Below are 23,952 nucleotides of genomic sequence, written 5' to 3'. Positions count from 1 at the left end.
GAGATGTCCGTTTCAGCGCCCCTCCAGGGCCGTCCCGGCCGGAATCCGCAGGCGGACGTGACACATGGAAGTTCAACCCCCCGAGTGCCGGTGATCCGCACGGAACGTGATCGTGAGCCCGGGTTCCTCCGGAGTGATCCAGGGCCCCTTCCGCTCGGCGATACCGTGGTGAGGCCAGCCGGTCACGCGCCCTGCAGCCCTCGATGAGCGAACAGCCGGCCCCGCCGACACCGTCCGGCAGCAGCTGGAGCCCGCGGCCGCCGACGCGGTCCCTGCTCCGGCGCCTGCCCGCCCTGACCCCTGGACCGCTCGCCCCCTGCCCCGGGCGGGCTGCCGCACCCGCGAGGGGGCGCCGGGCCGGGTGCCCGGGCGCACCCCCTCGCCGGCCCCGCTCCGGCGTCAGTCGGGCAGGGTGATCTCGGCCCTGCTGCTGCGGAAGTTGGAGACTCGGGTGTACGTCTCGTCGGAGATCGCGTATCGGGGGTTGTCGGGGTCGGTCTTGGTGCCGAGCCAGTAGCCGCCCGTCTTCTCCGTGTTGGAGGTGAACAGGGCGGCCTCGTAGCTGCCGCCCGCCTTCACGCCGGTGAAGACCTTCTCGAAGCGCCAGTAGCCGTTGCCCTCGGTCGAGGAGAACTGCGCGTGGCCGACTATGGAGCCCAGGCGTCCGGCCTCGGCCAGGCGGAAGTCGACAGAGAGGTGGGGCCGGTAGTTGCCGCCGTAGCTCTCCCGGTACCACCGCCACAGCCAGTAGTACTGTGCCCACGCCTCGAACGTGACGATGATGGCCTGCTCGCCGTTCTTCAGCGTGGCCGGGGTCAGCGTGAACCGGTGCTCCAGCCGGGACCAGTCGCCGGCACCGTAGGCGGTCGCCAGTTTCCCGGTCACGGGGGTGCCCCGCTTCTCCACGTCCTCCAACGAGGGCGGGGCGGGCGGGACGGGCGGCTTGGGCGGCACGTACCGGTCGACGCCCCGGTGGACCAGGAGCAGGACCTCGCGCTCGGCGCCCGCCGGGCCGTCCCGGAACGGCAGCAGGGCCGGGGAGTTGCCGGAGTCGTGGCTGTCCAGGGTCACCGGCTCGGACCAGCCGGCGTCCTTGGTCCAGGTCCCGTGGCGCAGCTTGTTGTCCGGGGACGGGAAGACCGTGTGGAGCTTGCCGTCGTACGGGGCCAGGGCGCCGCCGCGGCGCGAGTAGTACGGGTCGGCGACGAAGCCCTCTTTGTTCTTCGGGCCGGCGTCCCTGGCATCGTTCCAGGCGGTGCCGTCGTAGGCGGCGTGTACGAGCGGCCCGTACGTCTCGTCGGGGATGTCGTCGCCGAAGACCTCGGAGTACTTGTAGCCGGGGTTGCCCCGGTAGAGGGCGTGGAGTCGGCCGTCGTGGACGGCGAGGGAAACACTGCCGGGCCACCCGTGCGCGTCGAAGGCCGCCCTGGCGAACTCGTTGTCCTCATCCAGGGATTCGCCTCGGAAGGGCAGGGGCGGCTTGAACCCGCTGTCGAGGTGCGCGGCGTCCTTGGTCTCCTCGTACTTCTTCCAGGCGGCGGCTTCGGCCGCCTCGTAGGCGGAGACGGCCTCGGGCGTGGAGACCGGAGTCCACTTGCCCTCGGCGTCGCGCACCAGGTGCTGGAGGAACCTGCTGTACGGGTCGACGAAGACCAGGTGCACGGCCCCGTTGAACACGGCCAGCCCCGGGGCCAGCGGCATCTGCGAGTCCACGGATATTCGCCGGGGCTCGGCCCACTTCGGGCTGCCGTCGACGTGGTCCAGCCGGGTCTCCCACAGCGACGTCGCCCAGACCTTCTGGTCGCTGTACTCGGAGTGGTCGTCGTCCATCGCCTCGACGCCGGTGAAGACCATCCGCACGGTGCCGTTGTCGTTGACCAGCGCGGGCGTCTCGGAACTGTGGAGCCAGTTCACGTAGGCGTCGGGAGTCCACTTGCGGGCCTCGTCCAGAGCCTCGGCCGCGGCCGTGACGGTCTCCTGCCACTTCTGCTGCTCCGGCTCGCTCGCGCCCTCGGGCAGCGGCACGCGGGCCTGCTCCAGTGCGTCGGCGAACGGCTTGAGCGACGCCGGGGTGAAGGAGGTCCAGCGGAGCGGGAGCTGCTTCTCCCTGCCCTGCCGGGCTCCTCGGTGTGCGCAGTACAGCGTGCCGTTCACCTCGGCCAGGGCGGGTGCGGCCACGCTGAGGTGGTCGGCGAACGCCGTTCCCTCGCTCCAGCCTCGGTCTGCCGTGTACACGGCCCGCCACAAGTTCTGGTCGTCTTCCTGCTGCTGAACGTCGTCAGCCACGTGCCCCTCCTCGCGTACCGCCGTGCCCGCGCCCCAACAGGTCTCAGCTCCGCCCGGAGAGGCCACGGACCCAACCAACGCCACGGAAGGTAGCGAGCACCTCACGCGAAGTGGGCAGCACTTGATCATTCCGACTGGAATCCACGCACACCTGACCGAAAGTCGATGACGTGTACCCCCGGCGGCAGGCACGGCACCCACGGGCGAGGTTCAGTCGAGGGCGGCCTGCAAGGCGGGGTCGTCCCTGGCGGTGGCGACGAGCTTCCCGTGGGCCGTGCCCCTCTCCACGCGGTCCGGGGGCGGGGCGACTCGATGCGGCCTGCGGGGCTGTCCGGGCCCGGGGCGGGGGCCAGGGCTGTGTGCCGGGCATGGGCGAGCTCCTCCCCGGCGACACCGCCGGCCCCCGGCTGCGCCAGTACGGCGACGACCTGGAACGCGTCCGGCTCCTCTACTGGGTCACCGCACTGTGCACCGTCGTCGTCGCCTCATCGAGGTCCGACCCGCGAAGGTGTCCACCGTGCCGTCGATCGTCCAGGAGCTCTCCGCCCACCGTGACCTCGGCGGGCTGCGCATGCTGGTGGCGAAGTGCCCGACCCGGGCGACCGTGCTTCGCGAAGGCCCGGCACAGGACCCCGGGTCGGGCGCGGCCTGGCTCGCCCACCTGTGCCCCGCGCACTCCGTGGACCTCGACGGGGGCCCGGCGCCACGAACCACCCGGACACCGGCACCATGCCGTGCGGCACCGTGCTCGACTACCGCTCCGGCGAGCAGCAGCTCCAGTCGCACGCGGACCTGTGACTCACGCGCCTGACCGGAGTGGACCCGGCGGCGTACGACGGGTGGGCCGACGTCCTGGACCAGGCCGACCGCGTCCTGCTTGACCGGGGCGACGAGGCCGCGGCCGCCGCCGTCCGGGAGGCCGAGCTGCGCGAAGCCGTCCGGATCGCGGCCCGCGCCTACCACCTCCAGGTGCTGGGCGGCCTCGGTACCTCGGACCGGCCCGAGCCGGCGAGCACTACGAGACCGCCTGCCCGCGAAGTCTCAGCCGTTGTGGTTGAAGCTGTCGTCGATCTCAGTGACGTCGACCTTCTTGTCGGCGTTCTTCGAGTTGAGGTTCACCACATCCCTCACGCCGATGTTGTTGCAGTCGAGGGCTTGCGCATTGACGTCGATCGGGGCCACTGCATTGATGGCGCCATTGACCAAGGCGACCAGAGGGTTGGCAGCCTGTGCGTTGTTCGAGGTGGTGGTCGACCCGGTTTGGCCGAAGCTGCACGTGTTCGTCAGGTTGTCCGTGGCGGTGTCGATCGCACTGGCCAGAGGCTGATCGGCGTGCGCCGGGGTGGAAAACGGCAGTGCGGCTGTGGTGAGGGCGATGCCCACGAGTAAGCGCTTGGTCCTGTCCATGTCCTGCCAACGATCACTGCTCGTCCAGGGTCACGTTGGGCCCTTCTGTACCGACCACCACGTTGAGGTCGCCGGGGAAGGCGTGGTCGTCACCCACGAGGTGCCGTTGCTGCCTGTGCCCTGCCAGGACGTACGGTGATCCCCCGGACTTCCCGCACCTGTCTCGATGCCCGGGGGCCCGTTCCGACCTTTGCCAGTGGCCGGCGTGTATCAGCGTCAGTTCGATTCCAGCCGACGTTCGCGGTCCGACTCGCCGCCACCGGGCCCGGAGCCACGGACGAGTCCACTGCTCCTGAGCCCGCCGATACCTTGAAGCGCCAGAACGACTTGGCGGCAGCACCCTCCCCGGCAGCCGACCCTCCCGCTCGATGTACTGCGCCAGCGACAACTGGGAGATGAGGGTGCGGGTGCGCGCGGCGCGCTCCGGACCTACCCTCCATACCTACGCCGAGGCCCGGTGGGATGGGCCCGTCTGTCAGGCGCTCGATGATCCGAAGATCCTCGACGGCCAAACTCCGCGTGCAGTGCCGGCGGCAGGACGGCGCCCTCGTCGCCACGCAGGAACAGCCCGGGATCGAGTCCCGGATGGAGGACAGCAACGGCCAGGGCGACCACAGCGGGCGCCCGCCCGGTTTCATCGCCTACCCGCGATGGCCCTTCGGCTGCGAGGGTGGACCCGCATCGGTCATAGTCACAAAGCCGTGTGAGGGGTGCGCAGAGTTGTCCCGGTAGGCGCCGAACAGGTGCAACGGTGGTTCGGCGTGCCGACCCGGAAGAGGGTCGAGCGAGGCGTCCACCGCTCCGTCCAAGCCCTCGAACGCGACATCCGGGCCCGGCTCGCCGACCGGGAGGAGCACCCCGGATCGTTCATCCGGACGAAGGCGGTCGACGCCGAGGGGTCGGCGGCGGGTACGCCTCGGACCGCGCGACCGTCCCGTGGGCCGTGCAAGTCGGTGGCAAGTGGCCGGCAACCGGGCTCCGGAGAGTGTGGGCATGACCACGAGCAATGCTTTCGACGCCGCCGTTCACCCCTACACCCGGGAGATGGCGATGATCCACCGGGTGTTCCGCCGCGAGTCGCGGCTGCTGGGCGAGCTCGTCCAGGACGTGCCGCCCGGTGACACGGTGCGCGCACGGGTGCTGGCCGAGCACTGGCGCCAGTACACCGTAGGGCTGCACGCCCACCACACCGGAGAGGACGAGCTGCTCTGGCCCGCGGTGCTGCCGCACCTGGACCTCGATGCCGAGCAGGTACTCGCGATGGAGGCGCAGCACCGCGAGCTCGACGGCGGGATCGACGAGGTGCGGGTACTGATGGACCGGTGGCGGGAGCGGGCCCTGGTCGAGGACCGGGACGAGCTGGCCGAGGCGCTGCGCAGGCACCACCGGCAGCTGTGCGCCCACCTCGACGAGGAGGAGCGGGAGGTCATGCCGTTGGTGGCGCTGTACGTCGACGAGGAGCGGTGGCGGGCCGTCGGGGAGCGGGGGTTGGCCGAGACCCCCAAAGAGCGGCTGATGATCGCACTGGGCGCCATTCTGGAGGACACCTCGCCCGAGGAGCGCCAGGAGTTCCTCACCCGGCTGCCGGTTCCCGCCCGGGTGGTGTGGAAGCTCCTCGGGCAGCGCCGCTACCGTCGTGAGACCACTCGGATCCGTGGTCGGCGGGCGGGTGGATGAGGCGGCCCCGTGATGCGTCCGGCGCGGGCGTGTTACCGGGCCGGGCGCGTTCCTGGCCCGGGACATGTTCCCGGGCCGGGCGTGTCCGGGCCCGGACGTCACCGCCCCCTCACCCGTTCCGTACCGATCGAGGAGCCCCCACCGCCGTGCGCACAGGATTCTCCGTCCCGCAGTTCGGCCCCTTCGCCGACCCCCACCGCTCCGCCGCCCTGTGCACGGCCCTGGAGGAACTGGGGTGCGACAGCCTCTGGGTGGCCGATCGGCTGCTGTCCCCGCTCGTCCCGCCCGCCGGGTACGCGGGCGGGAAGCCGATGCCCCTGCGGTACGGCACCCATCTCGACCCCCTGCTCGCGCTGGGCGTCGCGGCCGCCGCGACGGTGCGGGTGCGGCTGGGCAGCAGCACCCTCAACGCCCTGTGGCAGCCGCCCCTGGTGCTCGCCAGGTCCCTGACCACCCTCGACCTGATCAGCCGCGGCCGCCTGGACGTGGGCATCGGGCTGGGCTGGATGCGGGAGGAGTACGAGGCCTGCGGCGTGCCGTGGCGGGGGCGCGGAGCCCGCCTGGAGGAGACGCTGGACGTCCTGGAGGCCGTCTGGCGGTCCGGGACGGTCGCGCATACCGGCCCCCTGTGGACGATCGCCGAGTCGACGGTCCTGCCGCAACCGGCGCAGACGCCGAGACCGCCGCTCCTGCTGGGCGGCTTCACCCCGTTCGCCCTGGAGCGGATCGGCCGGCGGGCGGACGGATGGCTTGCGGCCTCGATGCCGCTGCCGTACCTGCACGGGCTGTGGGCGGTGGCCGTCGAGGCCGCCGAGCGGGCGGGGCGGGACCCGGCCCTGCTGCGCCGCGTGTTCAGGGTGAACGCCGAACTCACCCCGGCAAAGGCCCCCGACGGGGAGACCCACCGGCGCGGGACGGTGCGCCAGATCTGCGACCACCTGCGGCTGATGTGCGCGGCGGACACCGACGAGGTGCTGGTGGACCTCCAGCTGACGACGGACTCCCCGGAGGAGTTCCTCGACCTGGCGGCGGAGTTCATGGCCGAGCTCAGGGGGCACTGACCCGCACTACGCGGACGCAGCCGGAGGCAGCCCGGCCAGGGCGGCGCGGGCGGCCTGCGCCCAGTGGTCCGAGTCCCACGCGGCGGCCACCCGTAGCGCTTCCCGGTAGTGGTCGCGGGCCCGGTCCGGGCGGCCCAGGAACGCGGCGAGGTCCCCGAGGGTCTGCGCGACGGGCCGGAAGACGAGGCTCAGGCTGCTCGCGCCGCCCGCCAGCTCCCGAAGGGGCAGCAGGTCCCGGTAAACTGCACCGGCCGCCTCCCGGTCGCCGAAGGCGATCGCGGCCGTGCCGCGCAGGCCGGCCAGGATGCCGTAGGCGAAGTCGGGCAGCAGCGGGGCCCGCTGGGCGAAGACCTTCCGGGCCTCCGCCGGCCGGCCGGCGGCGAGCAGCGCCAGCGCGGTCAGGGCCTCGTTGTGCGGCCGGTACTGTTCCCACACCGCGAGCAGGACCGGCAGGACCTCGGCGAGCCGTCCCTGCTGCAGCCGTACGCACCCGACGGCCAGGCCCGCCAGCCCGCTGAGGTCCACCGCCCCGCGGGCCCGCAGTTCCGCCACCGCCGTCCCGAGCTCCCGCTCGGCCTCCTCGAACCGCCCCCGGGCCAGCGCCAGCATCGGCCGGCGCAGCCGGGCCACCGCGAACGCGCCCTGGAGTTCATAGGTCCGCGCGATCCCGTCGGCGCGCAGCAGGCACTCCTCCATTCCCGCCGGGTCGTTGCGGGCGGCCGCCATCCGGGCGGCGGTGTAGGCGCTCATCCACGAGTACTCGGGGCCGCCCTGGGCGTCGGCCACCTCGGTGAGCTCCTCGTGGAGCTCCAGGTAGGCCCCGGGCGCGAGTTCACAGTCGATCCGGCGCATCAGCGAGGTGAGGGTCAGGCCCCGCAGTCGAGGATCACCGGTGGCCCGGGCGAGCTCCACGGCCTGCCGGGCGACGACCACGGCCCGCGGATCCGTGTCGTCGAGGGCGTCGGCGAGCTGGTCGAGGAGCAGGCACCGCTCCCGGTCGGCCGTTCCACGGCCCTCCAGCAGCCTGCCGAGCTCCTCGACGGCCTCGGGGTCGCACTCCGCGTACGCGCGCACGCGCCAGGGTGTCGGTTCCGTCCAGGTCGTGTACGCGGCCGTCAGCAGATCGGCCCGGCCCGCCGCCCGGGCCACCCGCACGGCTTCCTGCTGCGCCTCCCGGGCCGGTACGACGGCGCCCATCCGGATCCGGCAGTCCACCAGTTGGCCCAGCAGCAGCACCCGCAACCGGGCGGGGTCCTGGTCGGCGAAGGCGGCCGGGTGGGCCGCCAGCAGGCCCAGGGCCGTGCCGAGGAGGTTCTCGGCGTTCTGCGGCGCGTAGCGGCGTACGGCCTGCTCGCACGCGAGCCGGGCGTGGTGTACGGCGGGACCGGCGTCGGCGGTCACGACCGCGGCCGCGCGCAGCAAATGGTGGGCGGTGGCGGCGACGTCGTCGGAGCCCAGGGCGATCAGGCTCCGGCCGAGCCGCGAGTGCATCCGGGCCAGCCGCAGCCCGGTGAGGTCGGCCTCCAGCGCGTCCCTGACCAGGGCGTGGCTGAAGCGGACCGTTCCCGGCCTGGGTTCGGTGAGCAGGCCCGCGGACACCCCGGCGTCCAGGGCGTCGAGGAGCTGGTCGGCGTCGCAGTCCGCGGCGTGGACCAGGAGCGCGACCGGTGCTTCGCGTCCGGCCACGGCGGCCAGGCGCAGTCCGGCCGTGGCGGTCGGCGCGAGCAGGGCCAGCCGGCGCCGCAGCACGTCCTGGACCCCCTGCGGAATGCGGGCCAGCGCCTGTTGTTCGCCCTCGCCGGCCAGCAGCAGGGAACTCTCGCGCAGGTAGAAGGGGTTGCCCCCGGCCCGCTCGGCCAGAGCGGTCGCTGCCCGGTCGCTCATGCCGGCCGCGACGCGGCGCATCAGCGCCTTCGCCTCGGCGTCCGGGAGCCCGCCGAGGGCCAGCCGTACGGGGGAGAGGGCGGCCAGGCGTGCCAGCGCCCCGGTCAGGTCGCCCTCGCCGGTGCGGTACGAGCCCACCAGGAGCAGCGGTACGTCGCGCAGCCGTTCGGCACAGAGCAGGAACAGCTCGACGCTCTCCTGGTCACCCCGGTGCAGGTCGTCCAGGACCAGCGCCAGCGGCTGCCGCAGGGCGGTGTCGCGGAGCCAGCCGAGCAGCGCGCTGTGCAGGCGGAAGCGCCGCGCGGGGCTGCCGTCCGCCTGCCCCGGGTCACTCGCGGTGCCCGGTTCCAGGAGGGGGGCGAGTTCGTCGGCGTACGCTCCCGGCGGCGCGGCCCGCGCGAGGCCGGGCAGCATGTCGAACCAGGCCCGGCCGGGCGGGGCGCCCTCGGTCTCGGGGCATTGCCCGGAGGCGACCAGCCAGCCCTGCCCCGGGAGTTGCCGCAGGGCGGCTTCCAGGAGGCTCGACTTCCCGATGCCCGCCTCCCCGGAGACGAGGACCACCCGCGCCCCGCCGGTGCGCGCCCGGTCGGCCGCGGAGGCGAGGTGGAGCAGCTCCGCGTCGCGGGCCAGGAGCTTGTCGGCGCTGAAGACCGTCGGCGCGGCCGGGCGGGCGGGTACGGCGGCCACGGCCGCCGGCTCCTCGGCCCGCAGGACGGGGGCCGGCGCGGGGGCCGGCGCCGCCCGGTGGAGGAACTCGACGCGCTGGTGCAGCAGGGCGTCCTCAAGCTCCAACAGGGCGGGTCCGGGCCCGACTCCGAGCTCCTCGTCGAGGACCTGCCGCGCCCGGCGCAGCGCGGCCAGGGCGTCCCCCTGACGGTCGCGGGCCCACAGTCCCAGGGCCAGCAGCCGCCAGCCCTCCTCGTGGAGCGGCTGCTCCGCCGTCAAGACCTCGGCCTCGGCGACGGCCTGGGCGCCCTGCCCGCCGGCCAGCCGCGCCGCCGCCAGCCGTTCCCTGGCGCCGCGCCGCAGCTCCTCCAGACGGGTGCGTTCGGCCGCGGTCCACGGTTCGTCGGCGAACTCGGCGTACGGCCGTCCGCTCCACGTCGCCAGGGTCCGGGTCAGGTGCTCGGTGACGAGGTGCGGGGGCGCATCCGCCGCCGGGCCGGCCGCCACCCGGTCCTCGAACACCCAGGCGTCCACCGCCGTCCGGTCCAGGACGAGGGAGTAGCCGTAGGGGGCGCTGACCAGGATCCGCGCGGGCGCCCGAGGCGCCCGTTCCGGTTCGAGGGCGCGCCGCAGCCGGGCGACGTACGCGTGCAGCGAGGTCTGCGCGCTCGGCGGGACGCGCGTCGGCCAGAGCCGCTCGATGATCTGCTCCGTGGATACGACCGCACCGCGGGCGAGCAGCAGCTGGACGAGGACCATCCGTCCGAGCCGGCCGCGCGCGTCGACGGGGTGGCCGTCGACCTCGGCCCGGAACGGCCCGAGCACCTTCATTGTGATCATGACAAGAACATCGTAGGGGGAAGGAGGGGCAGGAGGTCCCCGGGACCGGATCAGTGGTGCGGCGCCCCCGTCACCGCCGGCCGGCGGACCCGACCGGCGGGCGCGCCGGCCGGCGGAGGGGGAGCGGGCGGGGGATGCCGAAGCGAGGCGAGGACTGCGGCGGCGAAGCCGATCAGGGTACGCACACGGGTTCCTTCCGGGCGGGGTGACGGTTCGGCACGCTCGGCTCAGCGCCGTTCCCGTTCCCGCTCCCTGCCCTGTTCCGCGAGGGCGGCGAACCGGTCCCACTGCACCTTCGGCCGGCGCAGGCCGCGCCGCGCGAGGTACCGGTCGGTGGATCGCCGCGTGTGGCGCAGGACCCGCAGGGCGTCGCTCGCGCGCCCCGAGCCCATGGGTTCGACCACCGTGGACGGCACCACCACCCAGCCGGCCGCGCTGCGGCGCAGCTCGCCGCGTACGAGCGCGTTGTACATGCGGTCGAGCCGTTCGTCGTGCCGGTGCACCAGCAGGCCGGCCGGCCCCGGCTCGACGGGGCAGTCCGCGGGCACCTCGACCAGGTAGCCCGCCGCCGTCGGCCGCGGTCGGGTACGGGCGAGCTGCGGCGCGCCCGAGGCGTCGAGGGCGGCCAGGACGGCGGTGGGCAGGCCCGTCAGCTGAGGGGCCCCGGGCAGGGCCGCCGCCCCGGCGGGCACGGCCGGCACCGGAAGGTCCGGCAGCTCGGCCAGGGGAGGCCGGACGAGCACCCGTTCGGGTTCGACGGTGATCAGGAGGCGCAGGTAGTACCAGGACATCACCGGCCTCATGGGCCGCGTCAGGTACGCGCGGCTGTGCGGCTGCCGCTCGAAGAGCCTGCGCCAGTACTCCTCGGCCCCGCGCGGACCCGCCATCACCGTGTCGGGGCACTGCGCGCGACCGCCCACGAAGATCTGCGGGGCGGAGTCGAGGCCGCTTCCGGTCGGGTCCGAGAAGAGCAGCGCGACCCGGCCATCGCGGCGGACGTTCAGCGCCTTCTGTGCGAACGCGATCGAGGTGGTGAGGAACAGGGTTCCGTCGTCGCGGCGTTCGACGGCCGTGGGCCAGGCCAGCGGGGTCCCGTCCTTGCCCAGGGTGACGAACTCGCAGGTCCGGTAGGCGTCCAGGACGTCGTGGGGAGCGGAGCCGAGTACCGTCATCGCGCTGCTCCGGCGGGGGCGCTCGGGGTGAGGGGGCTCGGGGGAGTACAGCTGGGAGACACGTCCGGACACTCCTGGATCGCTTGTCGACAACGTATGCGCAACGGTCCCCGCATCCCCTTGGCGGCCACTTGCCGCCGACTTGCCGTCCCCGCGCCGCTGTCCGGCGTCGGCGCGCGGGCGTCAGGTCGAAGCCCCGGCCGCGTCACCGGTCGGTTGGACGAGGCCTCGCGCGGCGTCAGCCGTGTGGCGATGGGGCGGCCGTCGGATTGTCCGTCGACTCACGCTGGAATCATGGACACGGTCATTCGTCGTCCGGGGGAACACGGGATGAGCCGGAGGCCGGCACAGGCCGGGTGCGGACGGTGCCTTCGGTCGGCCGATGACCGGTTGTGGGGCTTGCTCCTCACGTGGCGTGAGGTCGTACGGTCCGGGTCATGAAGATCATCGTTCACGACACGGCCTCCGCCATGCTCGACCTCCTGCGGCGCCCGCTCGAGGAGCGGCCCGACGCCCTGCGGGACATGCTCGGTCCCCTGGACGGCGTGATGTCCCCGATCGGCATCGACGTCGTTCGGATGCACCAGATGGGCAGCGGCTTTCGGATCGATCGCGAGGACCCGCGCCACCTGGCCGCCTTGCGGCGGATGCGGGAAGCGGGGGTGTGGGGTCGGATCGAGGACTGCCTCGCCGCGGCGTGGGAGCGCCTGAGCGGCGCGGTGCCCGAAGCCGCGTACGCCGACACCGTGCACGTCGTGCTGGTGCTCGGCGACCCCGACGACGACCTGCTGACGGTCCGCAACGCCGGCTACCTCGGCATGGGCGGTATCCCCGGGGCCATCCAGCTGACGATGTGGCCGACCGAGACCAGCATGGCGAAGATCGGGTACGTCGCCGCTCACGAACTCCACCACAATCTGCGCTACGCCAACGTGGTCTGGAATCCGACGACGGTCACGGTCGGCGAACAGGTCGTGGCCGAGGGGCTCGCCGAGGCGTTCGTACGGGAACTGGCGGGCGAGCGGGCCATGGGCCCCTGGGCGACGGCACTGTCCGGCCCGGAACTCGACGACGCCTACGCGAAGGTCGTCGCGGGCATCGACGTGGCGGGAATGCGGAACCTGCCCGCCTACGTGTACGGCGATGCCACCGCCCGGCACATGGGGCACCGGCCCGTCGGACTGCCCGACTTCGCCGGATACGCGGCCGGCCTACGCATCGTGGACGCCCACCTGGCGGCCTCCGGCCTGACCGCCGCCCAGAGCACGACACTGCCCGCGCGCGACATCCTCGCGAACGCGGGCATACCGAGCAGCGCGTGACGGGTGCTGCGACCGGAAAGGTTCGCAGGGTTGAGCGGTCAGGCCGCGATGGGTCTGGGTATGCCGTCCCAGAGGATGCCGTGTCCCGGGCTGCACCCTGCGGTGGGTCTGTTCCCGAACGCGCACCGTCAACAGGCATGGTGACCGTGTGAGACAGGGCCGTTCGATCGACAGACCCACCCGAGGACGAGCGCCCGACCCCGCCTGTCGACGGCTTCGGCCGCTGGCGATAATCGACCGATGAGCGCCATCGATCGCCCCATGCCGCCCCTGAACGCCGACGAGCGCACGACGCTTGAAAGTTGGCTTGACTTTCACCGCACCACACTGGCCATGAAGTGCGAGGGTCTGGACGATGAGCAGGCCGCCGTTGCGTCCGTGCCGCCGTCTGGCTTCACTCTGACGGGCCTGGTCCAGCACATGGCAGAGGTGGAGCGGAACTGGTTCCGCCGCGTGCTCGCCGGAGAGCAGACCCCGCCCATCTACGACCCGCAGGCCGACCCGGACGGCCCCGACGGCGGCTTCGACCTTGCTGCGGGCGCCGCCCTGAGCGACGCTCTCGCCACCTGGCACGCGGAGATCGCCCGCGCCCGCGAGCACTGCGCCGGCCGTGCTCTGACCGATACGGGCCGCTTCATGGAGCAGGACGTCAGCCTCCGCTGGATCTATGTCCACATGATCGAGGAGTACGCCCGCCACAACGGGCACGCGGACCTGGTCCGGGAACGCATCGATGGCACCACCGGCGTGTAGCGCCGGGTCAGGCAGCATTCGCCCTATCGACGACGGCCGTAGGCGCCGGTCGTCGGGGTGGCGGTTTCGCCAGATGGTGTAGCGGCGGATCATGCTGCCCTGCTCCTTGTGGAGCACACCCAGCCACACCGGTTCCGGCCGGGCGAGGAAAGGGGCACACCGCAACCGACGTAGCAGAGGAACGCGGTCAGCATCACGCGTGCCGGCCCGAGCCTGTTCTCGCCGTGAGGTCGATGGTGAAGGCCACTCGGTGGAGTCCGGGGCCGTCGTAGTCCGGTTTCACCATCGAGGCCGTGAAGCCGAGTCGGTGCAGGAGCAAAGCGCGTTCCGTCGCTCCGCCGGCTCCCTTCAGGCCGCCCCACCCGTGTCCAGTACGCCAAGGACACGGAGGTGCTCTTCATGAGCGAGGTGACGGGCACTCAGGCCGGCGGGAAGATCATTGATCATCGGGGGCAGGCCGCCGGGTCGGACCGGTGCGTGCGCCAGAGCGACCTGAGGGCTTCGAGCTCGGTGCGGGGGAAGTGGTCGCCCCACTTGCCGCGATATCCGCTCTCGTCGTACTTCGTGGCGACTTCGTCGAAGCAGCGGATCACCGCTCGTGCCACGGCGTCGACGCTCTGCTGGGTCGACCAGATCTCGGTGCCGGCGTTGTCGTGCTTGGCGTCGTCCGGTAGTTGAAGGAGGCGGATCCACACGTCATCGCCCGCGCGGTAGAAGATCCATCGGAAAGCGGTGGGCTCTGCCTCGAACTGGGCACGCGTCTCGGCTTCACCGCTGACCAGCCGGGCGATCGCCGCCAGGAGATCCTCGGGGCGCTGGTGATGTACGACGCCGTGACCTCGGCATCGGCGTGCCCGTCAGCGATACGGCAGTCCGCCCACCCGTGTCCGTTGAGAGTCCAGACGAGCCGCAGGTCAGCCACGGCCACCGTCCTGCTGGGTGAGGAAGCGCCGGACATCGACCGCGAGAGCAGAGATCTGCTCGCCGGCGTCGAGCCAGGTCGTGACGGATGCCTCCCAACCACCGGCAGCCCTTCTCCAAGGGCGAAGAGTCCAGGTCGGCCCGACGTGACCACCGGAGCGGAACACCGCGCTGACGGTGAGATCCCGGTCGTCGGTCTGCCAGACCCGCTGCCCCTCCCAGCCGCGGAAGTCGACCGCCAGTCCCTCCAGGAAGGGCGCCAGGTCCGCGCCCCAGTTCCAGGAGACCACCTCGTCAACGCGCATGGTCAGCCCCGGCGCGGCCGCTTCGACCGCGTACTGCACGCGGTCCTCGTCGGGCCGGGAGGAGTCGCAGAGCCGCACGCTGACGGAGCGGTTGTTCTGGCAACGGACGGTCACGGCGGTCGGCGTGTCGAGGCCGGTGTCGTGGGAACTCATCGGTCGAACGGTAGATCACGGAGGTACCACCCGTCGCGGAGATTACGCGTCGGGGAGGCGTCCTGCATCGACGTGATCGGCGAGGTAGATCATGACGCCCTCGGGATCCATGCCGAGGGCTGCGGCGACGAGTTTGGGGTCCAGCGGCGGAACGGTTGTCGCTGCTGCCCGACGGCGACGGCCGTGCTCGAGCGGTAGCGGTGAGTGGACGCGTTGACGCTCAGTTGCCGGCCGGGCGCCTCGTAACTCCTCCCGTTCCGCGCCTTCGGCGTGCGCACGAGCTCCGCGAACTCCTCGACGGCGGCGTCCTTCGTCATTCCACCCCCTTCGACCCCGCGTTCCATCCTTCACGTTCTTGCAGGTCAGTGGGGGTGGAATGGTTCCGGGACGGCTGGTGGGCGGGTGATCGTTGCGGTCTGGGGGGTGTCGGCCGCAGGCTGGTTGGGCACTGACCGAACGAACGACCCGACGGGGGATTCACCACCATGAACAAGCTCCGCACCGCATTCGCCGCCGCTGCCGCTGCCGCACTGGGCCTCGCGGCCCTGGCCACGGCCCCGGCGCAGGCGGCTGGCCAGCCCGCCTTCCTCGCCGCCTCCCAGATGCCGCCGGCGTCGACGTCGTGGACCGCCACCCAGGTGTTCACCGGTGTCCCGGAGAACGGTGGCGTCCTCTGCGCCCCGTACAAGATCCCGGCGCAGAACACCCGCTACCGCGAGTTCAACACCGAGCTCGACACCAACGGCGTCCAGGTCACCACCGTGGCCCGTACCGAGGCCGACGCCGTGAAGCTGGTCGACACCCTCCGCACCGCCCTCGCCGGCTGCGGCCCCCTGCTGGAGCGGCAGAACCCGGGCCTGCAGGCCGTCAGCGCCTCCCACGGCAAGCTCGCCGTCGAGGAGGGCGCCTGGGTCTACAGCCTGGACACCGCCGACCCGCAGATCGGCACCTCCGACATCCACCTGTTCTCCGTCGGCCGCGACGGCCGCACCGTCACCCTCGTCCGCTGGGGCCAGATGGGCGACCTCAAGGACGCCCCGCTGACCGCCTTCCGCACCACGACGAAGACCGCCGTCAACAAGCTCCACTGACCCCCGGAGCTCCCCCGAGGACTGACCACAACCCGACAGCGGCGCGACCACAACCCGGGCGCGCCGCTGTCGAGCCCACCCGCTCCGCCGGCGGCGACCACTTCCCGGCCCGCGCCAGCATCGCCCGCACCCCCATCTACCACCGCCAACTCGCCGAACGGTCTCCAAACCGCCCCCACCTCCCATCCCCGGCCGCCACGACCCCACCGGACACCTTCCGCCCCATCGGCCGCACCGTCCCGCAACTCCAGCACGGGCCCGTGCTGCGGCCGCTGCCATCCGGGCCCGGGTCGCCGCCGTGTCGGCGTAGCGCCGGCGGCCGTTGACGTCGCCGCGGCCGTGTTCGTGATGAACGACGGCGGCCGCTTTTCACCGTCGACGGTCTGATCACGGGGCCGGCTGTCCCGGCGTGTACACCGAACGGTGCAGCCGGGCCGGGCGACGACACCGGCCGGTGTACGACAGGGTGTCCGCATCGGGACGACGCGGCCGCCCCCGCCCCTCCGTAGGTTCTGCATCACGGGAACGACACTGAGGAGGACGACATGGCGCCGACGAACACGGCCCCGGCAACAGGGGCCCGCGCACCGCTCACCCTGATCGGCTTCGGGGTCCTGGCGATGGCCGCGGTGGAGACGCTCAACCCGGAGTACGACCTGGTGAGCGAGACCCTCAGCCGATACGTACACGGCACAGCCGGCTGGCTGCTCCCGGCGGCGCTGCTGGCCGTCGCAGCCGCCTCCGCCGTCCTCGTGGTACGCCTGGGAGCCGGGACGCGGCGGGCGGGTCGGGCCGCGCTCGCGGTGTGGACGGCGGGGGTCCTGGTCGCGGCCCTCTTCCCGGCGGACCCGCCCGGCAACCGGAGCCGTCCTTCCCTTTCCGAACTCGTCCACGGCAATGCCGCCTTCCTGGCCTTCGCGGCCTTGCCGACCGCCGCCGTGCTGCTCCGCGGGACGCTCGCGGCCCGGCGGCCCGGCCTCGGAACGGTCCTGAACACCCTGACCGTCGCCACGGTCACGACCACGGTCGCGTTCGCGGTCTTCCTCGTCGACGTGATGGGCGGCGGCCCCTCGCTCGGGCTGGGCGGCGCACCCACACTCATCGGCATCGCCGAACGTCTGCTGCTCGCCGTGGACTTCACGTGGCTCGCGCTCGCACTGTGCGTGGCGGGCACCCGCCATGACCATGGGCACCGTCGTGCATGATCGGCGCATGGACCAACCCGCTGAACGCGCTCTCGCCGTCCCCCGCACGGGCCGGCTCGTCGACGGGCTCCTCGCGGCCGGAACCGTCGTCGCCGTCCTGGCCGTCACTGTCCGGCTCGACGGTCGGCTGGACGCCGAGGGTACCCTGCCGCTCGCCCTGTGGCTGGGCGCGCTGCTCCTGCTGCGCCGCCGGTGGCCGCTCACCGTGCTGCTGCTCAGCGTGCAGGCCGTCGTCGCGTTCCGCACAGCCGGACTCACCGACGTGGGCTGGGTGTGGCCGCTCTCCGCCGCGTACGCCGCTCTTGCCGCGGACGACCGGCCCGGCCGGCCCGGCCTGCCGTGGGCGGTCGGGGTGGGCTTGACCGAACTGGCCTTCGCCGGGGCCTGGGAGACGAGCGCGGGTGGAGCCACCCCGCGCGAGGCCCTCGGCTCCCTGGGCACCGAGGCCCTCTGGCTCGCGGTGATCCTCGCCGCCGCCACCGCCTACCGCAACCGGCTCCGCTGGCGCGCGGAACTCGACGAGCGCCTGCTGCGGGCCGATCGGGAACGGAGTCTGGAGGCCGACCGGCGGATCGCGGAGGCCCGTCTGGACATCGCCCGGGAACTGCACGACGTCGTCGGGCACACCCTCACCGTCGTGGGCCTCCAACTCCGGGTCGCCGGCGAGGCCCTGGGCGATTCCCCTGAAGAGGCGCGCAAGGCCCTCACCACCGCGCAGCAGGTCCGCACCGAGGCCCTCCGGGACCTCCGATCCCTCGTCCACGTGCTACGCGCGCCGGAAGAGGTCGCGCGAGGCCCCGCGGCCGGGGTCTTCGAGATCGCGGCGCTCGTCGAACGCATGCGGTCGCCGGAGCTGGAGATCCGGTTGGAGACCACAGGCGACCTCGCGGCCCTCCCCGCACCGGTCTCCCTCGCCGTCCATCGGATCGTCCAGGAGGCCCTGACCAACACAGTCCGCCACGCACGGGCGTCACAGGCACAGGTCACCCTCCGATGCGGCGGCGGACGGATGGAGGTGAGCGTCACCGACGACGGCCGGACACCGGCGAAGCCACCGGGGAGGACGGCCGGGCACGGGATGAGAGGGATGGACGAGCGGGTCCGGGCGCTCGGCGGAGACTTCTCCGCCGGACCGCGTGGAAAGGGCGACGGATGGCTCGTGCGAGCCGCCATACCTGTGCCAGGCTTCCGCACATGACGATCAAGGTGCTCCTCGCCGACGACCAGGCCCTGGTACGGGCGGGATTCAGCAGCCTCCTCGCCCGTGCCGAGGACATCCGGGTCGTCGGCGAGGCGGGCACGGGTGACGAGGCGGTCCGTGCGGCCCGCGCGGTGCGCCCCGACGTCGTCCTCATGGACATCCGCATGCCCGGCATGGACGGCCTCACCGCGACCCGGACGATCGTCGAGGACCCCGCACTGGCGGACTGTCGCGTCATCGTCCTCACCACCTTCGAGACCGACGAGTACGTCTTCGCGGCTCTGCGTGCGGGCGCGAGCGGCTTCCTCACGAAGGAGACCGAACCCGACGAACTGCGCCAGGCCGTCAGGGCGGTGGCGGTCGGCGACGCCCTGCTGTCACCGGGCGCGACCAGACGGGTGATCGAGCAGTTCGCGCACCGCCCCGTGACCCCCACCGACACCGCCGAACGGCTCACCGTGCTCACCGCGCGGGAACTCGAAGTGACCCGCCTGATCGCGACCGGCCTGTCCAACGACCAGATCGCTTCGCAACTCTTCATCAGCCCGCTCACCGCCAAGACCCACGTCACCCGCGCGATCGCCAAGCTCGGCGTCCGCGATCGCGCCCAACTGGTCATCCTTGCCTACGAGACGGGTCTGGTCCTCGCCGGCGAACAGCGACGCCCGGAGCAGGGACCATCGAACAGGACCAAACCGCAGCGCCTCCCCGAGTGGTGAACCTCCGCTGTCCGTTCTCAGGTTCTGGCTGCTCGACCCCACCCCACCTGCGAACGGACTTCCTTCATGACCAACGGCCTCACCTGGATGGGCGCCCACGCCCACACCGTCACGCCCGTCCCCGGAATGCGCGGCGGCATCTCCCTCACCCTTGCCCGAGGCATCGACCCTGACGAGTTCCTCATCAACCTCGGGGCCGACCTCGATCAGCTCGCCGCCCGCACCCCGCTGGCCGAACTGCGCAGCCGGCCCACCCCGCCCGGCCACGACCCCACCCGCTACGCCTACGCGATGTACGGCAGCGAGGGCGAGTGGACGTACGTGCTGGAGAACGACCACGCCGCGACCTGGGCAACCGGCTTCCGCCGTGTCCCCTCGATGCGGCCCGGCCCGGGCGAAGAGATCCTTTGCGCCAGCCGGAACCTGTACAGCCCGCCCGCCGCGATCCTGCACGTCGAAGGCGACGAGGTGATACGGCGCGCCGAGTTCGGCACCACCACCGGCCACGAATCGGCGCTGGACGCGGCGCTCACCGCCGCCGGTGCCGTCTTCCCCTCCATCCCCGACGCCACCGCCGACGAGGTGACCGCCTACTACGAACAGCACGGCGCGCGCCTGCCCACCTTGGTGTTCACCGCGCTGGGCGCGTACACGGGGCTGAGCATCGACCAGGATGCCGCACAGGCCGGGAATCTCCCCGCCGTCCACCTCCTCACTCCTTACTGATCTTTTCGTGAGCTCGGTGGGTGTGGTGGGTGGATGGGTGAGAGTGTTCCGTCGTGTCGTCTCCACCATCGTCCACACCTTCCGGGTGGAAGAGGTGCGGGCCGCGCTGGAGCGGGGTGCCCAGGCCCACGGCTTCGAGGCCGATCTGTGGACGTTGGAACGGGTCGGTGTGGTCGTCGAGCGTGTGACGGGGGTGTCCCTCTCGCGGGCGTCGGTGTGGCGACTGCTGACCGGCCGGCTCGGATGGAGCCTGCAACGGCCCGAGCGGTGGGCGGTCGAGCGGGCCGAGTCGGAGATCGCCCGCTGGATCGCGTATGAGTGGCCGCGCATCAAAAAGGGGCCGTGAACACACGTGCCTGGATCGTGTTCCTCGACGAATCAGGCTCATCGAATGCGACATGACGCCCCGGCCCTGTTCGTCGCCTTTCCAGTCGTTGAGGGCGTCGCCGAGCTTCTTGGCGTCATCGAGCGGGAGGTCGAGCCACCCTCGCACTTGACTGCCGTGTCGCAGGATCAGTTCTCCGCCGAACCGACGATGGGCGGCCTCCGCAGAGCGTCCCCAGCAGGCGATGCTCGCCCTGCACCTGCTCCAGTCCGCGCTCGTGCACGTCAACACTCTGCTGGTGCAGCAGGTCCTGGCCGAACCAGCCTGGTCGAAGAAGCTCAGCGACGAGGATCGACGCGGCCTGACTGCGCTGTTCTGGTCCAACGTCAAACCGTACGGACCTTCAGCCTGGACATGGACGCCCGGATCGACCTGGGGCCGGTTGTCGTCGTGCCGCGCCCCCGCACATCTGCCGACGCCGCCGGCCGATCACGCACCCAGACACGCTGAGGGATTTTCGGGCTTCGTCGACCGCGCGGCCGGCCCCGCGAACCGGCCTCACAGCGCTCACCACCGCTCCGTGACCCACGTCACATCCAGTTCCTGTCAGGAATCGGGTCGCTGTCCCGCTCAAGTCACCGAAGGCAAGCGAATCGACAGGAGCGAGACATGAAGCACCGCATCGTCGTCCTCGGCGCCGGGTACGCCGGGGCCTACGTGGCCGGGACCCTGGCCCGTCGGCTGTCGCCGGCGGACACCGAGATCACCGTGGTCAACGCCGAGCCCGACTTCGTCCAGCGGTTGCGGCTGCACCAGCTCGCGGCCGGCCAGGAGATCGAGGCCCCGCAGCTCGCCGACGTCTTCGCGGGCACGGCGGTACGGCTGCGCCGGGCCCGTGTCACCACCGTCGACCCCGAGCGCCAGGTCGTCGCCGTGGCCGATGCCGACGGCGGCGGCGAGCTCGGCTACGACACGCTCCTCTACGCGCTCGGCAGCCACGGCGGTGCCCACAGCGTCCCCGGCGTGGCCGAGCACGCCTTCGACGTCGCCACCCGGCCCTCCGCGCTGCGCCTGCGCGAGCGCCTGGACAGCCTGAGCAGGCGGGACGCAGGCGGGAGCGTCCTGGTCGTCGGCGACGGGCTGACCGGCATCGAGACCGCCACCGAGATCGCCGAATCCCGACCCGGCCTGTCGGTGACGCTGGTCGCACGCGGCGAGCTGGGCGCCCCGCTCTCCGCCGGAGCCCGCAGCCACCTGCGCCGGACCTGCGACCGGCTGCGCATCACCATCTTGGAACACACCAGCGTCGAAGCCGTCGAAACAACGCGGGTGCTGTGCGCCGACGGCACCGCCCTGGCCTCCGACGCAACCGTATGGACGGCCGGGTTCGCCGTCAGCTCCATCGCCGCCGCGAGCGGGCTGGAGGTCACCGAGGACGGCCGGATCGTCGTCGACCGCACCATGCGGTCCGTCTCGCACCCGAACGTCTACGCCGCCGGCGACAGCACCTACGCCATCGGCGACAACGGCCGGCCGCTGCCGATGTCCTGCGCCTCGGCCGGCTACACCGGCCGTCAGGCCACGGACGCGATCGTGGGACGCCTGACCGGGCGCGAGATCACCAACACCAAGCTGGAGTACGTCGGCAACCACATCAGCCTCGGGCGGCGGGACGGAATCCTGCAGATGGTCGACGACCAGGGGCAGGCGAAGCCCAAGTACACGGGTGGCCGGAAGGCCGCACGGATCAAGGCGGGCATCGTCAGGATGTCCCTGTGGGCCACCGAGCACCCGACCTTCGGCCTGCCCAAGCGCAAGCACCACCTGGCCGCCGTGCCGGAGGCGTCGCCCGCCGCGAAGGCGATCGTGTAGCCGCGCCCTCCACCTCACTGGTCGATACGGCGATCCACCCGGGTTCGGGCCGTGTTCCGGCGTGGCATCCGAAACCCTGCTTCCCGGTGATGAACTCCCTCCTCCGAAGGAGAAGCCATGTCCGCACGGGCCGCGGCCGCAGCCGACGTGTCGCCCTCCCCCTGGCCCTCAGTGGTCAGGGCGGTCGCCTTGCTCACGGTGACCATCAGCCTGCTGCTCATCGCCTTCGCCTGGCCGTCGGTGCGCTCATCGGTGCATGACGTGCCGATCGCCGTCGCCGGGCCCGCTGCCACCGTCAAGCGGATCACTCCCGTACTCGACCAACGGCTTCCCAACGGCTTCAAGGTCACCGAGGTCGCCGACACCGCCGCCGCCGAACAGCTGATCCGCGACCGCAAGGTGTACGGGGCGATCGACCTGAGCTCCGGCACCCCACAGGTGATCACCGCATCAGCCGGGAGTACCGCCGTCGCCCAGACCCTGAACACCATCGCGACCGGCCTCAGCCAGGCCCCGGGACCCGGTACCGTTGTCGCCGCCCGCGACCTCGTACCGCTGCCGGCCGCCGACCCGCGCGGCGCCGGACCGGCCGCCGGAGCCCTACCGCTGGTCATGGGCGGCCTGCTCGCCGCCCTGCTGCTGACCAGGCTCGTCCACGGCAGCGTCCACCGCGTCACCGGAGCACTCTCCTTCGCCCTCACCGGCGGACTTGCCGCTGCAGCGATCCTGCAGTTCTGGCTCGGCTCACTCGACGGTTCCCACTGGGCCGACTCCGGCGCCGTCGCCCTGACCATCGCGGCCACCTCGCTGACCATCATGGGTCTCGAGTCGCTGCTCGGGTACGCCGGATTCGGCCTCGGCACCGCCACCATGATGCTCAAGGGCAACCCCCTCTCGGGCACCGCGACCGCACCCGAGATGCTGCCCGGCTGGTCCGGCACCCTCGGCCAACTGCTGCCGCCCGGGGCCGGCGGCCGGCTGCTGCGCTCCACCGCTTCTTCGCCGGCCACGGCGCCACCGCGACGGCCGCAGACCCCGCAGCACGGCCGGCCCTGCCCGTGACCGTCTGACCCCCACAGCACCTGCCGACTGCGGGAGGTGCCCGCAATACGAGAAACGGAGCGTCTTAGGGTGGCCCGCATGGACAGCACCGCCGCGGATCTCTTCGACACAAGCCGCTTCGAGGCCGGCCGCGGCCGGCTGGCCTCGCTGGCGTACCGGCTGCTGGGCTCCGCAACCGACGCCGAAGACGCGGTACAGGACGCGTTCTTGCACTGGCAGGCCGCGGACCGGCAGCGGATCAAGGTACCGGAGGCGTGGCTGACCAAGGTCGTCACCAACCTGTGCCTGGACCGGCTCCGCTCGGCACAAGCCCGCCGCGAACGCACCGCCGGTGCCTGGCTGCCCGAACCGCTCCTCGACGGCGACCCGATGCTCGGCCCGGCCGACACGTTCGAGCAGCGGGAATCGGTCTCCCTTGCCCTGCTGACGCTCATGGAGCGCCTGTCCCCCGTCGAACGGGCCGTCTACGTCCTGCGCGAGGCGTTCGCCTACGGTCACGCCGAAGTCGCCGAAATCCTCGACATCACCGAGTCCACGAGCCAGCAGCACCTCCACCGGGCCCGGCGTCGCATCACCGCCGCCCGCAGCGGTGGCACCGAAGTCGACCCCGCCTCCGCCCGCAGGATCGTCGAGGAATTCCTCGCCGCCGCCACCTCAGGCCGCACCGAACGGCTGGTGGCACTGCTCACCGACGACGCGACCGCGGTCTCCGACGGCGCCGGCGGCCTGGCCACGACCCTGATGCGGTACGACACCCCGCACCGCATCGCCGCCGTCGTACGGGTCGGCTTCAAGCCCACGGACGCGAAGCGGCGACTGGCCGGTGGCACGCCGGCCATCCACTACGCGCTCGTCAACGGCGCTCCCGCCATCCTCTTCGTGGTCGGCGACCAGGTCGTCGGTTCCACGATGTTCGACATCATCCACGGCAAGATCGCAACCATGCACGGCATCGCCGCCCCCACCCGCCTCGCCCGTCTCACTGAAGCCTGGCGGCAGCACGAACCGGACGCTCCGCTCATCGCCCAGTGGTGACCCAGCTGCCCTCGGCCAGGCCGAGGTGCCGGGATCGGGCCGGACTCGGTGTTCACGAGATGGGAGGCACCCGCGGCTGCTCAGCCGTGACGGGCGAGCTTGACGGCGGAGACGAGGAGGATCACGGCCGGCGCGGGGATGATGGCCACCCGGCTGGACCAGCGATTCGCGGGCTGCTTGGGCCGAGCGGGTGGCGTTCACGCCGCAGTCCCGTCCGTAGCGGTGACGGCGACGAACTCCCAACAAGCCATCGGACACCCTGCCCGAGG

22 protein-coding genes and 1 pseudogene are annotated in these 23,952 nt (G+C 72.3%); 15 read left to right on the top strand and 8 right to left on the bottom strand.

The window, feature by feature from the left end:
- Positions 1 to 399 precede the first annotated feature (399 nt).
- Complete coding sequence (locus AB0D01_RS22150; protein ID WP_363057765.1) at positions 400 to 2,286, bottom strand: hypothetical protein; 1,887 nt, start codon at positions 2,284 to 2,286, stop codon at positions 400 to 402.
- 663 nt (positions 2,287 to 2,949) lie between these two features.
- Between AB0D01_RS22150 and AB0D01_RS22145 the strand changes: the two genes are divergently transcribed.
- Positions 2,950 to 3,084: a hypothetical protein gene (locus AB0D01_RS22145; protein WP_363057763.1), complete on the top strand. Its 135-nt coding sequence runs from the start codon at positions 2,950 to 2,952 to the stop codon at positions 3,082 to 3,084.
- 243 nt (positions 3,085 to 3,327) lie between these two features.
- Here AB0D01_RS22145 and AB0D01_RS22140 read toward each other — a convergent pair whose 3' ends face one another.
- Positions 3,328 to 3,693, bottom strand: coding sequence for a hypothetical protein (locus tag AB0D01_RS22140; protein WP_363057761.1), 366 nt, complete (start codon positions 3,691 to 3,693; stop codon positions 3,328 to 3,330).
- A 993-nt stretch (positions 3,694 to 4,686) separates the two neighbouring features.
- Here AB0D01_RS22140 and AB0D01_RS22135 point away from each other — a divergent pair.
- Both AB0D01_RS22135 and AB0D01_RS22130 read left to right on the top strand, forming a co-directional pair.
- Positions 4,687 to 5,370, top strand: a complete 684-nt coding sequence (locus tag AB0D01_RS22135) for a hemerythrin domain-containing protein (RefSeq protein ID WP_363057759.1) — start codon at positions 4,687 to 4,689, stop codon at positions 5,368 to 5,370.
- Between the two features lie 146 nt (positions 5,371 to 5,516).
- Positions 5,517 to 6,431, top strand: coding sequence for a TIGR03619 family F420-dependent LLM class oxidoreductase (locus AB0D01_RS22130; protein ID WP_363057757.1), 915 nt, complete (start codon positions 5,517 to 5,519; stop codon positions 6,429 to 6,431).
- Between the two features lie 6 nt (positions 6,432 to 6,437).
- Here AB0D01_RS22130 and AB0D01_RS22125 read toward each other — a convergent pair whose 3' ends face one another.
- Positions 6,438 to 9,821 carry a BTAD domain-containing putative transcriptional regulator gene (locus tag AB0D01_RS22125; protein ID WP_363057755.1) on the bottom strand — a complete coding sequence of 1,128 codons (3,384 nt, stop codon included), beginning with the start codon at positions 9,819 to 9,821 and terminating at the stop codon, positions 6,438 to 6,440.
- Positions 9,822 to 10,048: 227 nt separating this feature from the next.
- Complete coding sequence (locus AB0D01_RS22120; RefSeq protein WP_363057753.1) at positions 10,049 to 10,993, bottom strand: pyridoxamine 5'-phosphate oxidase family protein; 945 nt, start codon at positions 10,991 to 10,993, stop codon at positions 10,049 to 10,051.
- Positions 10,994 to 11,430: 437 nt separating this feature from the next.
- Between AB0D01_RS22120 and AB0D01_RS22115 the strand changes: the two genes are divergently transcribed.
- Entirely contained in the window at positions 11,431 to 12,315 is an 885-nt protein-coding gene (locus AB0D01_RS22115) for a DUF2268 domain-containing putative Zn-dependent protease (RefSeq protein ID WP_363057751.1), read from the top strand.
- Positions 12,316 to 12,555: 240 nt separating this feature from the next.
- The gene (locus AB0D01_RS22110; RefSeq protein WP_363057749.1) at positions 12,556 to 13,068 is read left to right on the top strand and encodes a DinB family protein; all 513 of its coding nucleotides are present in this window, start codon (positions 12,556 to 12,558) and stop codon (positions 13,066 to 13,068) included.
- 7 nt (positions 13,069 to 13,075) lie between these two features.
- Here the strand turns inward: AB0D01_RS22110 and AB0D01_RS22105 are convergent.
- The 4 genes and pseudogenes from AB0D01_RS22105 to AB0D01_RS22090 all read right to left on the bottom strand — a co-directional run.
- Positions 13,076 to 13,179, bottom strand: a pseudogene (locus AB0D01_RS22105) (Mobile element protein); the annotation flags it as partial.
- Positions 13,180 to 13,261: 82 nt separating this feature from the next.
- Positions 13,262 to 13,387 carry a hypothetical protein gene (locus tag AB0D01_RS22100; RefSeq protein ID WP_363057747.1) on the bottom strand — a complete coding sequence of 42 codons (126 nt, stop codon included), beginning with the start codon at positions 13,385 to 13,387 and terminating at the stop codon, positions 13,262 to 13,264.
- Between the two features lie 124 nt (positions 13,388 to 13,511).
- Positions 13,512 to 13,763, bottom strand: coding sequence for a hypothetical protein (locus AB0D01_RS22095; protein ID WP_363057745.1), 252 nt, complete (start codon positions 13,761 to 13,763; stop codon positions 13,512 to 13,514).
- A 219-nt stretch (positions 13,764 to 13,982) separates the two neighbouring features.
- Positions 13,983 to 14,447 (bottom strand): DUF6228 family protein, encoded by a 465-nt coding sequence (locus AB0D01_RS22090; protein WP_363057743.1) that lies wholly within the window; start codon positions 14,445 to 14,447, stop codon positions 13,983 to 13,985.
- Between the two features lie 485 nt (positions 14,448 to 14,932).
- On the opposite strand from AB0D01_RS22090, the gene AB0D01_RS22085 reads away from it, so the two are divergent.
- The 10 genes from AB0D01_RS22085 to AB0D01_RS22040 all read left to right on the top strand — a co-directional run bounded on the left by AB0D01_RS22085 (position 14,933) and on the right by AB0D01_RS22040 (position 23,683).
- On the top strand, positions 14,933 to 15,538 hold the full coding sequence (locus AB0D01_RS22085) for a hypothetical protein (RefSeq protein ID WP_363057741.1): 606 nt from the start codon (positions 14,933 to 14,935) through the stop codon (positions 15,536 to 15,538).
- 545 nt (positions 15,539 to 16,083) lie between these two features.
- Positions 16,084 to 16,743, top strand: coding sequence for a DUF998 domain-containing protein (locus tag AB0D01_RS22080; protein ID WP_363057739.1), 660 nt, complete (start codon positions 16,084 to 16,086; stop codon positions 16,741 to 16,743).
- A 7-nt stretch (positions 16,744 to 16,750) separates the two neighbouring features.
- Complete coding sequence (locus AB0D01_RS22075) at positions 16,751 to 17,941, top strand: sensor histidine kinase (RefSeq protein WP_363057737.1); 1,191 nt, start codon at positions 16,751 to 16,753, stop codon at positions 17,939 to 17,941.
- The gene (locus AB0D01_RS22070; protein WP_363057735.1) at positions 17,938 to 18,663 is read left to right on the top strand and encodes a response regulator transcription factor; all 726 of its coding nucleotides are present in this window, start codon (positions 17,938 to 17,940) and stop codon (positions 18,661 to 18,663) included. The genes AB0D01_RS22075 and AB0D01_RS22070 overlap by 4 nt, the downstream gene beginning before the upstream one ends.
- A gap of 66 nt (positions 18,664 to 18,729) precedes the next feature.
- On the top strand, positions 18,730 to 19,389 hold the full coding sequence (locus AB0D01_RS22065; RefSeq protein WP_363057733.1) for a hypothetical protein: 660 nt from the start codon (positions 18,730 to 18,732) through the stop codon (positions 19,387 to 19,389).
- Positions 19,390 to 19,432: 43 nt separating this feature from the next.
- Positions 19,433 to 19,735: a winged helix-turn-helix domain-containing protein gene (locus AB0D01_RS22060; protein ID WP_363057731.1), complete on the top strand. Its 303-nt coding sequence runs from the start codon at positions 19,433 to 19,435 to the stop codon at positions 19,733 to 19,735.
- A gap of 223 nt (positions 19,736 to 19,958) precedes the next feature.
- Positions 19,959 to 20,387 carry a Tn3 family transposase gene (locus tag AB0D01_RS22055; protein WP_363057729.1) on the top strand — a complete coding sequence of 143 codons (429 nt, stop codon included), beginning with the start codon at positions 19,959 to 19,961 and terminating at the stop codon, positions 20,385 to 20,387.
- Positions 20,384 to 21,586: an FAD-dependent oxidoreductase gene (locus AB0D01_RS22050; RefSeq protein WP_363057727.1), complete on the top strand. Its 1,203-nt coding sequence runs from the start codon at positions 20,384 to 20,386 to the stop codon at positions 21,584 to 21,586. The genes AB0D01_RS22055 and AB0D01_RS22050 overlap by 4 nt, the downstream gene beginning before the upstream one ends.
- 117 nt (positions 21,587 to 21,703) lie before the next feature.
- On the top strand, positions 21,704 to 22,648 hold the full coding sequence (locus AB0D01_RS22045) for an ABC transporter permease (protein ID WP_363057725.1): 945 nt from the start codon (positions 21,704 to 21,706) through the stop codon (positions 22,646 to 22,648).
- Positions 22,649 to 22,726: 78 nt separating this feature from the next.
- Positions 22,727 to 23,683, top strand: a complete 957-nt coding sequence (locus AB0D01_RS22040) for a sigma-70 family RNA polymerase sigma factor (protein ID WP_363057723.1) — start codon at positions 22,727 to 22,729, stop codon at positions 23,681 to 23,683.
- The last annotated feature ends 269 nt before the right edge of the window (positions 23,684 to 23,952 follow it).

Origin of the sequence: Streptomyces sp. NPDC048606, assembly GCF_040650855.1 — a bacterium.
In the GTDB taxonomy this organism is placed as follows: Bacteria; Actinomycetota; Actinomycetes; order Streptomycetales; family Streptomycetaceae; genus Streptomyces.
Note: the sequence above shows the minus strand (reverse complement) of the source record. Positions and strands in the feature narration are given on the sequence as shown.